This is a genomic window from Anaeromassilibacillus sp. An250, from assembly GCF_002159845.1.
GTDB classification, from domain to species: Bacteria; Bacillota; Clostridia; order Oscillospirales; family Acutalibacteraceae; genus Anaeromassilibacillus; species Anaeromassilibacillus stercoravium.
This window is the reverse complement of record NZ_NFJK01000005.1, coordinates 215,054-225,984: the sequence shown is the minus strand read 5'-3', so window position 1 is coordinate 225,984 and position 10,931 is coordinate 215,054. Positions and strand designations below refer to the sequence as shown.

Below are 10,931 nucleotides of genomic sequence, written 5' to 3'. Positions count from 1 at the left end.
CGCTTTGCACTTTCGCGCTTTCACTTTGATTGTGCGTCAATAACTCAAAATAGCACTTGACAAAACGCTTCATGGGGGACGGAAAAGGACATCAAGCCCTTTATCGATCCCAAATTTGAGAACAACGTCATTTTGACAAAGACGGAATTTCTCACGATGAACACCCGGCCTAAAAACCCGGCCAACGCCCGCAACCTCAACGCCTGCATCATCGGCTCGTCCGGGTCGGGCAAAACCCGCTTCTGGCTCACTCCGCAGATTTTGCAGGCCAGCGCGGATAAAAACGGTGGATGCAGCTATGTGTGCGTAGATCCGAAAGGCGGGGTGCTCTCCCAGGTGGGTACTTTCCTGCAACGCCGGGGATATAAGGTAAAAGTGTTCAACAGCATAGATTTTTCAAAATCCATGCACTACAATCCCTTGTCCTATATCCACAATGAGGCGGACATCCTAAAATTCGTGGATACCCTCATAGCAAATACAAAGGGCGAGGGCAAGGAGGGCGATCCGTTTTGGACAAAGGCAGAAACGCTTCTTTATTGTGCGCTGATTGCCTATATCATCTTTGAAGCTCCTGCCGAGGATCGGAACATCAATACCCTGGTGGACATGATCTCCGGCATGGACGTGAAAGAGGATGACGAGTCCTATATGAACGCGGTGGACTATATGTTCAAGGGCCTGGAAAAGCGCAAGCCGGATTGCTTTGCCGTGAAGCAGTATAAGAAATATAAGCTGGCCAGCGGCAAGACCGCGAAAAGTATTTTGATTTCCTGCGGCTCCCGGCTGGCCCCCTTTGACATCCCCCAGCTCCGGGAGATCATGAGCTATGACGAACTGGAGCTTGACCGCATCGGGGATCGGAAAACGGCGGTTTTCTTCACGATTTCCGACACCACCCCCACTTATAACTTCATTGTGGCCCTGGCCTTTTCGCAGATGTTCAATCTCCTGTGTGAACGGGCGGACAATGTTCATGGGGGCCGCCTGCCCCATCATGTGCGGGTGCTGTGGGACGAGGCGGCCAACACGGGGCAGGTGCCCTCGCTGGAGAAGCTGGTGGCCGTGATCCGTTCCCGCGAGGTGAGTCTGTGCCTGTTCTACCAGCAGTACGCGCAGTGCAAGGCCATATACAAGGACAACGCGGAAACCATCTTAGGCAACATGGACAGCGTGATCTTCCTGGGTGGCCGGGAAAGCTCCACCATCAAGGAAATATCTGAAAACTGGCTGGGAAAGGCCACGATCTCCATGCAGACCGAGGGGCGCTCCCGTGGACAGTCGGAAAGCTACAACCAGAACACCCAGCGGCTGGGGCGGGAACTAATGACACCCAGCGAGCTGGCTACCATGCCGGGCGACAAGTGCATTTTGCAGCTGCGGGGCCTGCCCCCGTTCTTTTCGTCCAAATATGACTTGAAACAGCACCCGAACTACAAGTACACGGCTGAAGCCGATAAAAAGCAAAACGCCTTTGACCTGGATAAGCTCATTAACCGCCGCAGGCGGCCTGGGCTTAACGAGGCTTGTGAGGTGTACGAGGTAGACGTATCGGACGCGGGGCCCGTAAGCGAGGACGAGGACATCCTCAACTACGATGACGTGGACGATCCGGATGCCTATGTATAAATCACTTCTGGACAAAGTGTCCAGAGGTCGTAACCTGCCGCCGGAAATGGCGGCTTTTTTCATGGCCGGGACAATCCCGGAGAAATGGAGGATATATGGAATTTTTCGCTTCTGCTATCACGACTTTGCAGACACTGGTGGTTGCGCTGGGCGCTGGCCTGGGCGTGTGGGGCGTTGTCAATCTGCTGGAGGGCTACGGCTCGGACAACCCTGGCTCCAAAAGCCAGGGTATGAAGCAGTTAAAGGCGAATTAGATGTAATCAAAAGAAAGGAAAAGCACAATCCAGACGGAACCGGCGGTTGTGTCAAGAAATATTGCGGAAACACAAGGCCCCTGCTATAATAGGGGCAGGACATTTGACGATGGAGAAGGAGGCGGACGCCTATGCACATCAGCTATCAGCCGCTATGGGACACCTTGAAGGAACGCGGCATGAGGAAAGAGGACTTGCGGCTTGCCGCCGGACTTACCACCAACATGATCGCCAATATGGGCAAGGGCGAGCATATCAGCATGAAAACCCTGCTGCGTATCTGCGGGGCGCTGCATTGTGATATTGCAGATGTGATTGCTTTGGAGCAGGACGACAATTATGTTGCCCCATGAGGGGCCGCCCCCTGCTGGGACACTTTGTCCCAAAGGTGGGGACGGAAGAAGGAGGGCGGCGAAAGGAGTGTGAGCCATGAAAATGGGAATAAAAGAGATGAATTTTATCCATTCATTAGTGGGAAAAAGATTGCTCAATGTTTGCTGTGCAGCGGAGATATTAACATTTGACTTTTTTCCGCTTGCTCTCCATGCTTCTGGATATGCAAGAATTATCAAAAATAGCGATATTTTGGTTACTACTTTAGATTATCAATCATGGGATTTATCAGAAAGCACAAACAATGATGAGTGGTTCAATGTCAAACAATTCCATGCAGAAATGATTGGTGGTGCAGTTCTTTCCGCTACATTAAGCCCGTGGAATGATTTACATATAGAATTGGATAACGGCGTTATTATTGAGTGTTTGATTGCAAATTCCTATCCGCACTACAATGACGAGCAGGAACAGTGGGTTCTGTTTGAACGAGGGAAAGACCATAAGCTATTCTTGACGGTTTACAGCAAAAGAGTTGAGTTCATAGAATGAAGTTATCCAGTCAGAAACAGAAAACCGAACACCACCCATCAAAGCATGACCATTCCGCCACCTCTGGACACATTGTCCAGCCAGCGGGCGGCACCAACAGAACACGGCCCACCCAAGCAGGAAACTTCGGTTCCCTGCTTTTTATTTGCGCTTCTTCCGCTTTGAGCCGTGTGTTTTGAGCAGGGAGGATTTGTTCAGGATATGGATCAGCTGCCGGAACTCCAATTCGGACAGCTTGCTGTAATTGATCCCCAACCGCTTGCAGTACAAGATCGCCTGCCGCTCCAAGTCGCTGCCCTTGAAGTTCATCACTTCCTCTATGTCCTGCCGCAGTTCCTCGGCCACGGTGTTGACCGGCGCGCCCTCGCTGTCCCCCAGGTGGGCGGTGCGAATGTCCCGGATGATACGGCCTATATCTTCGCTGACAAGCTGACTGAAATACTCGTCCTCGTCCAGATGGGCGGCTTTCAGAATGCGGAGGTGGGGATCGTCCTCGCCCGGCTGGTAGCGGTCTATGATTTCCTGCCGTACCACATCCACATAGGCGTTGAGGCTTTGCACCTGCATACTGGCTACCCTGTCCACATAAATCTCAATATCCGCCAGCAGCCGGATAAAATCCTTGTGGGCCATCATCTCACACAGCAGCCGGTTGTTGACCCGCCCGCTTTTCAGGAGGGCCACCGCTTCATCGGTCAGGTGCAGCTCCGCCAGCGGCGTGTTCAGATATTCCCGGTTGTCGGTCAGGCCCAGCAGGTAGTCCACGGACACCTGATAGAAGTCGGCCAGCTTCAACAAGCTGCCGTGATTGATTTCCTTGTAGTCGTCGTTCTCATAGCTGCCCAGGGCGGATTTTGAAATGCCGGTCTGCTCCGCCAGTTCTTCCAGCTTCAAGCCCCGCTCCACCCGTAAATCCTTCAGCCGCTCCTGTACGGAAACGCGCGTTTTCATAGGCACATCGCTCCTTCCCGCGGCTGGCCGCCGCTGTTCTTTTTGATTATACCATACCATTCCGCAATCGTGGAAATTTTCCGTTTCCGGGCGGTATTCCTACTTTGCGGACATACGGGCGAGGGCACAAAAATGGTCTATGATAAGGGTAGTTCATCGATGGATTATTCCAATCGAATGACCGGCCTGTATGGGATATGCCCCCCCGGCGATGTAGCGCGGCGACCTGCGGCAAGGAGGTGGAGGAACCTTGACCGCAGCGAGCGTACCAACGGGAGCGAAACGCCGCTGAAAGAGCCAGGGGCAGGAACGACATCAGGGAAAACCGGCAAAATGAACACCCAAAATGACACCGAAACACAACAAACGGACGGGCGATAACCGGCCCGCTCCGTACTACTACGGGGAATTTCGGGGCGGCCCTACGGCCGCTTTTCCCCCGAAAAACACCCCGAAACACGACACTTAAATCTGCGAACCGTCTGTTGCGGCTGTTGCGGCCCAAACAGGCGGTTTTTTATGAAGGGAGGCCCTATGTCGAGAATGCCGAAAAAGAGGAAGCAGGAGTTGTCCTTCTTCCTCAATGAGCGGGGGCGGGTGGCGTACAATATCCTTTGCCGGAAGTGCCGCCGCTCCTGCAAGCAGAGCTTCCGGGCGGTTGTGATCGACTGTCCCTTTTATCTTTCTAAGAGGGCCAAGCGAAGGGAGGAAAGCTGAATGGAAGTTGAATTTTTGACCGCCGACACCAACCTGCCGCCCTGCCTGCCCCTGCCGTGGGCCATGCTGGGGCTGCCGGTCAGCAGCACCGCCAAGGTCATGTACGCCCGCCTGCTGGACGCCGCTCTTGCGGCAGGGGCGGAGGACGCCAACGGGATCATATTTACCCGCTGCCCCATCGTGGAACTGGCGGGTGCGCTGGGGCGCAGCGCCATGACAGTGAAGCGGGCCTTGCGGGAATTGGAGGACGCCGGACTGCTCCTGCGGGTGCGTCAGGGCTTCGGGGAGCCGAATAAGATTTATGTCCTCATTCCACGGGACGCACAAAAACAGGATTGCAGGCAGGCCGCAGGGCCGGTATAATGGAAAAAAGTGACCTGCCCCGTCCAGCCCGCCGGGAGGCGGCGAGGGGGGTTGCGAGGGAACATTGTAAGCAATCTAAATAAATAGTCTTGAATAATTTGTAAGAAGGTGTGCAAGTGAGCATTATTGAAAATATTAGTAAACAATTAGTGTTTAATAATAGCGAGGTTTGTCCCGGCGGAGAAGAAACAATCAAAAAAATTTTTGAAAGGACACCGATACAGTTGCCTGCTGATTATTATGAATTTTTAAGTTGTATTTCTGGTACCGGGAATATTGGTAGCATAGAATTTGAAATCGAAAGCGACGATGAAGATATTGGGAACATACCTATATGTCTTTGGTCAGCAAACAGGGCATTAAGTATGCAAAATGAGTTTGCACATTCTATGAAAGAAAACTTCATCAGTAAGGTTTGGTTTATTGGTGATGATTTAGGTGATATGGTTTATTTTTATGGGTATGGCAACGATGGATTTGGCGTATATTTTGTGGATGCAGGCAGCTTAGGTTTTGAATATGCGTATAAAATAGCAGACACACTCACAGATTTTCTCGTCAATGGAGCAGGCATTGATGTTATAGAATCGTTATAAGGGCGTATCAAAAACCCCTTTAGGAACTAAAGGGCGCACTTCTATACATAGCCTGACGGCCATGTATTCGTGCGCTCTGCGAGGCGGAACGGCGGATTGCCAGATGGAGCAATCTGCCGTTCTTGCGTCGCTTCGCTCCGTCCAAGGGGCTGCGCCCCTTGCGCGGCTTACGCCGCTTACCCCACCCGCCCCCGGAAGGGGGACACCCGCTGGCGCGTCTGTCCCCCTTCCGAGGGCCTGATAACCGAACACCGACACCCTGACCGCTCACCGGGAACACCCCGGAGGACGGTCATTTTTTCACCCATTTTTCAGTTGAAGGAGGTCAACGACCATGAGCAAAGAGTTGGAACAGCTCCGGCAGGAGTACGCCGAGAACGAGGCCAAGCTGCAACAGTACCAGCACCGGGTACAGCGGTTGGAGCAGCGGAAGAAATACTATGAGAAGGGGGAGCGGCAGAAACGCGCCCACCGCCTGATTACCAGAGGGGCCGCCGTGGAGAGCGTGGCCCCGGAGGTCAAGCCCATGTCCGAGCAGGGCTTCTATTCCCTTGCCGAGCAAATCTTCTCCATGCCGGAGGTGCGGGCCGCTGTCCAGGCCGCCGCCCAGCGGGAGGGCGAGTAAATGGCCCTGTTTCATTTGACGGTCACGCAGGTGCAGCGCAGCGCCGGACAGTCTGCCATCGCGTCCGCCGCCTACCGCGCCGGGGAGCGGCTTTACAGTGAACGCTACGGCGAGTACAGCGACTACACCCGCAAGGGCGGCGTGATCTGCTCCCACATTCTCCTGCCCCCACAGGCCCCGCCGGAATACCAAGACCGCCAGACCTTATGGAACGCCGTGGAGGAAGTGGAGCGCCACAAGGACGCCCAGCTTGCGTACAGCTTTGATATTGCCTTGCAGAACGAGTTTTCACTGGAAGAAAACATCGCCCTTGCAAGGCAGTTTTTATTGGAGCAGTTTGTCAGCCGGGGCATGGTGGTGGACTTTGCCGTACACCAGCCTGACAAGGAGGACGGGGGCATCCCCAACCCACACTTCCATGTCCTCTGCCCCATCCGGCCCATTCTGGAAAGCGGCAAATGGGGCTACAAGCAGCGGCGCGTCTACCGTCTGGACGAGGACGGCAACCGCATTTTGGACGAGAAGGGCAAGCCCCTCTTTGACGCGGTTCCCACCACCGACTGGGGCCGCCCGGAAACGCTGGAAGCGTGGCGGGAGGTGTGGGCCGAGATGTGCAACGCCAAGTTTGCCGAGAAGGGCCTGCCCTGCCGGATCGACCACCGCTCCTATCTGCGGCAAGGTTTAGACCTATTACCCACCGTCCATGAGGGGCCAGCGGTGCGCCAGATGGAGGCGCGAGGGATTGCCACCGACAAGGGGGAACTCAACCGCTGGATCAAGGCCACCAACGCCCTCTTGAAAGAGCTGCGGCAGAAAATCAAGGCCCTGTTTGGATGGCTGAACGAGGTGCGGGAGGAACTGTCCAAGCCCCAGGCCCCCACCCTCGCCGACCTGTTATCCGCCTACTACGGGGCGCGGAACGCGGGCGCGTGGAGCAGCAAGGGCAAGGTGGGCAATCTCCAAAAGTTTGCCAACGCCGTGAACTACCTGACCGAGCAGAAGCTCTACACCGTGGACGATCTGGAGGCCCGCGTCACTTCCCACAATGAACGGATCGAGGAACTAAGGGCCAGCATGGGCAGCAAGCAGACCCGCATGAAGGAGCTGGACGGCCTGCTGGAACAGGCGGAACGCTACCGGGAGCTGAAACCCATCCACACCCAGCTCAACGCCATCCACCGCAAGAGCCAGCGGGAGAAATTCAAGGCCGCCCATGAGGGGGAGCTGCGGCAGTTTTATATGGCCCGCCGCAAGCTGGAACCCCACTTCACGCCGGAGGGAAAGCTGCCCCTGTCCAAGTGGCGGACGGAGCGGGGGAAGCTGCAACAGGCGTATCAGGAGGACTACGCCAAGTACAAGCCCATCCGGGACGACCTGATGAAGCTGTACCAAGTGAAATCCACCGTGGACACCGCCCGGCGGCGGCAGGAGCAGGCCCACACCCAGCGCCGGGACAGGGACATGGAGCGGTGAGGGACTTCCCATTTCCCGCCGGGGATGGTACAATGGAATCAGCTTTGACGGGCCGCCCCTGCTGGGACATTTTGTCCCAAAGCTGGGGGCATAACCCCCCGCCCCAACCTCTGGACACTTTGTCCAGCCAGTGAGAGATGAACAGAGAGGGAAATTTTTATGGGATTTTTTGATAAGTTAAGAGATGGCAGGCAGGATAAGGTATTTGAAGAAAAATTATTGTATCTAAAAAAATACCATAGGGATGCAGAGTTGATCTCGTACAAAGTTGAAAATATCGTTGAAATCCCAGAGTCATGGAAGAAAATTTTCTGTATGAACAAAAAAGAGGAAAGGAGTGCTGCAACAATCAAGTGCTGGAAAGCCTTGTTTGCAAATGAGTTAAGAAATACTATTCTGTATTTAGAAGAAAATTTGCTTGACGTAAATCTAATTAAATATCAGGGAAAATACTCTATTTTGTATAGTATACTCTCTTCTAATAAAAAAGTGTTATATTATGAGGGGGGAAATTGCAATACCACACACTTCCCTGGTAAACTACAATCTAAATTGGACAACCTTCCAAACAGCATCGTCAGGTTCTATCAAGAACTTCATAACGGCTTCTTTTACTATGCAAGCGGAGGAATGGGATTGTTAGAATCCAATGATATTGTTGTATTTGATGATGAAGAATGGGGTATTCTTGATGATTTAAAACATCCATTGAAAATTTATCTGCCAACTACTTTTGGAATATTTGGTTCTGGAATGGGCGGATATGTTGCAGTGGATTTGTCTGATTGTGATAGTTGTAAGGCAACATTGTGGTTTAGCAATCGACAGCCCAAGTATGATATAAACTTTTGGGATATTGTCGATGAATGGATTGTACTTGGAATGCAAGGGTAAATTATTTTATAGGCGCGACAGATAGGCTGCGCTTTTCCCATATCGAAAACTGAATACGAAACCCAACAACCGGCGCTTGCCATTTTCCTTGTGAGAATGACAGGCGCTTTTCTTATTTTCGGAGGATTTGCCTATTTGAGTATTTTTGAAGCTGTGAAACAGTCTGTTACCACCCGGCAGGCCGCCAAGCATTTCGGAATCCGGGCAGGCCGGAATGGGATGTGCCGCTGTCCCTTTCACGCCGACAGGAACCCCAGCATGAAGGTTGACCGCCGGTATTACTGCTTCGGCTGCGGGGCCACCGGCGATGTGATCGACTTTGTTTCCCGTCTGGAAGGGATCAGCCCCAAGGAGGCCGCCCTTCTGCTGGCGCGGGCTTTCTCTGTCCCCTATGAGGACAAGGGGCCGCCCGGCAGGAGCCGCCCCCTGCCCCGGCAGGAAAGCCCGGAGCAGCAGTTCCGCCGCATGGAGCGGTACTGCCTGCGGGTGCTGTGCGACTACCGCAACCGGCTGGGCCGCTGGAAGCGGGACTATGCCCCCAAGGGGCCGGAGGAAGAATGGAATCCTTTGTTTGTGGAAGCCCTGCAAAAGCAGGACTATGTGGAATATCTGCTGGACACGCTGCTCTCCCCCGACATGGAGGAACGGGCGGCCCTGATCGCCAGCTATGGAAAGGAAGTGAGAAGCATTGAGCGAAGAATGGCAGAGCTTGACGCCGGAGCTGCGGCAGGCCGTGACGGACACCATAGAGGCCGCCCCGCCGCCCCGGAGCGTTGAGGAAGTGAAAGCCATGCTGGAAAGCACCGAGAAGGGCGGCGTCCGCAACAGTATTCACAACTGCCTGACGGTATTCCAGTATGACCCCGAACTGTCCGGGGCGGTGGCAAAAAATCTCCTGACCGAGCGCGTTGACCTGCTGCGGCCCATCGGCAGGCAGCGCCGCGCCGGGGGCAGGGCCTTGACCGACACGGACATGAAGTATATCCGCCTCTATCTGGAAGATACCTACGGTTTGACAAGCGAGAAGAAGATTGCCGACGCCCTCGACCTTGCTGCCGACGCCAACCGCTACCACCCCATCCGGGACTACTTAAACGGCCTTGTGTGGGACGGGAAAGAGCGAATCCGCTGCTGCCTGCGGCACTTTTTGGGGGCCGACACGGACGAGTACACCTACCAATCCCTGCGGCTGTTCCTGCTGGGGGCCATCCACCGGGCCTTCCGCCCCGGCTGCAAGTTTGAGGTCATGCTCTGTCTGGTGGGCGGGCAGGGGGCCGGGAAATCCACCTTCTTCCGCCTGCTGGCCGTGAGGGACGAATGGTTTTCCGACGACCTGCGGAAGCTGGACGACGATAACGTTTACCGAAAACTGCAAGGCCACTGGATCATTGAGATGTCGGAGATGATCGCCACCGCCAACGCCAAGAGCATTGAGGAAATCAAGTCCTTTTTAAGCCGTCAGAAGGAGGTCTATAAAATCCCCTATGAAACCCACCCGGAGGACAGGCCCCGCCAGTGCGTATTCGGCGGGACTTCCAACGCCCTGGACTTCCTGCCCCTTGACCGCTCCGGCAACCGGCGCTTCCTGCCGGTCATGGTCTACCCGGAACAGGCCGAGGTACACATTTTGGACGATGAAGCCGCGTCCAGGGCCTATATTGAGCAAGTGTGGGCCGAGGCCATGACGGTCTACAAGAGCGGCGATTTTAAGCTGTCCTTCAGCCCCGAAATGGTACGGTATCTGAAAGAACACCAGCGGGACTTCATGCCGGAGGACACCAAGGCCGGGATGATCCAAGCCTACCTTGACCGCTACACCGGCAGCGCCGTATGCTCCAAGCAGCTTTTCCGGGAGGCCCTCAAGCGCCCCTACGACGAGCCGAAGCAATGGGAGATACGGGAGGTCAACGACATTATGAACCACTGTATCACGGGATGGAGGTACTTTTCCAACCCCCGGATATTCGAGGAATACGGCAGGCAGAAGGGCTGGGAACGGGAGGCCCCGGCAACGGGCGCTGACAACGGGCAGGAAAAACTGCCGGAGGGATTTGTGGAAGTGACCGAGCAGATGGAGCTGCCCTTCTGAAAAATCCGGGGGAATCCCACCCCGTTGCCGAGCCGGTTGCCAGCCCGTTGCCGGGCCGGTTGCCGGGGAAAAGCCTGTAACGGCGGGCCTTTCTCCCCTCTGACAACCAAAGCAACAGAAAAATAAAAGAAAAAGTAAATAGGAACCCAACCGCCAGACGGAGATTGTTTTGCAGGTTTTTTGAAGCCCGTTGCCGGACTTCGTTGCCGCCCCTCTCCTGTCTGGCTTATTTCATTTATGGAGGTAAAACTGCCTATGGCAAAAAGCAAAACCGAGATCCAAGTCACAGCGGTGTTTGACGGCGAGCTGGACGCCACCGACGTCTTTGTGAGCCTGATTGCACAGAAATACAGCCAGCGGAAGGACAATATAAGTCTTGCGAAAACACAAGATTTAGGGTATAATAAAGACAAGGTTCAGCAGAACCGTGTTCCGTCTGGATTGTGCGGGTAACG

Annotated in this window: 12 protein-coding genes and 3 pseudogenes; 14 read left to right on the top strand and 1 reads right to left on the bottom strand. The window is 54.5% G+C overall.

From position 1 onward, the window contains the following. Nucleotides 1–63: 63 nt before the first annotated feature. The 4 genes and pseudogenes from B5F54_RS06730 to B5F54_RS06715 all read left to right on the top strand — a co-directional run. A pseudogene (locus B5F54_RS06730) lies at nucleotides 64–1,629 on the top strand (VirD4-like conjugal transfer protein, CD1115 family); the annotation flags it as partial. 95 nt (nucleotides 1,630–1,724) lie between these two features. Further along, a pseudogene (locus B5F54_RS06725) lies at nucleotides 1,725–1,877 on the top strand (Maff2 family mobile element protein); the annotation flags it as partial. Between the two features lie 137 nt (nucleotides 1,878–2,014). Further along, nucleotides 2,015–2,218: pseudogene (locus tag B5F54_RS06720) on the top strand (helix-turn-helix domain-containing protein); the annotation flags it as partial. 94 nt (nucleotides 2,219–2,312) lie between these two features. Continuing rightward, nucleotides 2,313–2,768 carry a hypothetical protein gene (locus B5F54_RS06715; protein ID WP_087232255.1) on the top strand — a complete coding sequence of 152 codons (456 nt, stop codon included), beginning with the start codon at nucleotides 2,313–2,315 and terminating at the stop codon, nucleotides 2,766–2,768. Between the two features lie 141 nt (nucleotides 2,769–2,909). Here B5F54_RS06715 and B5F54_RS06710 read toward each other — a convergent pair whose 3' ends face one another. Further along, complete coding sequence (locus tag B5F54_RS06710) at nucleotides 2,910–3,719, bottom strand: helix-turn-helix domain-containing protein (protein ID WP_087232252.1); 810 nt, start codon at nucleotides 3,717–3,719, stop codon at nucleotides 2,910–2,912. 132 nt (nucleotides 3,720–3,851) lie between these two features. Here B5F54_RS06710 and B5F54_RS17585 point away from each other — a divergent pair, with 132 nt between their 5' ends. From B5F54_RS17585 to B5F54_RS06660, 10 genes are all read left to right on the top strand, one after another. Then, a complete protein-coding gene (locus B5F54_RS17585; RefSeq protein WP_172749617.1) occupies nucleotides 3,852–4,100 on the top strand; it encodes a hypothetical protein in 249 nt (82 codons plus the stop codon). A gap of 153 nt (nucleotides 4,101–4,253) precedes the next feature. After that, complete coding sequence (locus tag B5F54_RS06700) at nucleotides 4,254–4,436, top strand: hypothetical protein (RefSeq protein WP_087232301.1); 183 nt, start codon at nucleotides 4,254–4,256, stop codon at nucleotides 4,434–4,436. Next, nucleotides 4,437–4,799 (top strand): winged helix-turn-helix transcriptional regulator, encoded by a 363-nt coding sequence (locus B5F54_RS06695; protein ID WP_087232250.1) that lies wholly within the window; start codon nucleotides 4,437–4,439, stop codon nucleotides 4,797–4,799. Between the two features lie 116 nt (nucleotides 4,800–4,915). Then, nucleotides 4,916–5,395 carry an SMI1/KNR4 family protein gene (locus tag B5F54_RS06690; RefSeq protein WP_072851842.1) on the top strand — a complete coding sequence of 160 codons (480 nt, stop codon included), beginning with the start codon at nucleotides 4,916–4,918 and terminating at the stop codon, nucleotides 5,393–5,395. Between the two features lie 334 nt (nucleotides 5,396–5,729). After that, nucleotides 5,730–6,020: a DUF3847 domain-containing protein gene (locus tag B5F54_RS06685; RefSeq protein ID WP_087232247.1), complete on the top strand. Its 291-nt coding sequence runs from the start codon at nucleotides 5,730–5,732 to the stop codon at nucleotides 6,018–6,020. Next, the gene (mobQ, locus tag B5F54_RS06680) at nucleotides 6,021–7,493 is read left to right on the top strand and encodes a MobQ family relaxase (protein WP_087232244.1); all 1,473 of its coding nucleotides are present in this window, start codon (nucleotides 6,021–6,023) and stop codon (nucleotides 7,491–7,493) included. Between the two features lie 159 nt (nucleotides 7,494–7,652). Next, entirely contained in the window at nucleotides 7,653–8,387 is a 735-nt protein-coding gene (locus B5F54_RS06675; RefSeq protein WP_087232241.1) for an SMI1/KNR4 family protein, read from the top strand. 135 nt (nucleotides 8,388–8,522) lie between these two features. Beyond that, nucleotides 8,523–9,164, top strand: coding sequence for a CHC2 zinc finger domain-containing protein (locus tag B5F54_RS06670; RefSeq protein ID WP_204738459.1), 642 nt, complete (start codon nucleotides 8,523–8,525; stop codon nucleotides 9,162–9,164). A 13-nt stretch (nucleotides 9,165–9,177) separates the two neighbouring features. Further along, on the top strand, nucleotides 9,178–10,476 hold the full coding sequence (locus tag B5F54_RS06665) for a virulence-associated E family protein (RefSeq protein ID WP_087232235.1): 1,299 nt from the start codon (nucleotides 9,178–9,180) through the stop codon (nucleotides 10,474–10,476). A 255-nt stretch (nucleotides 10,477–10,731) separates the two neighbouring features. After that, the gene (locus B5F54_RS06660) at nucleotides 10,732–10,929 is read left to right on the top strand and encodes a hypothetical protein (RefSeq protein WP_087232232.1); all 198 of its coding nucleotides are present in this window, start codon (nucleotides 10,732–10,734) and stop codon (nucleotides 10,927–10,929) included. Nucleotides 10,930–10,931 lie beyond the last annotated feature (2 nt).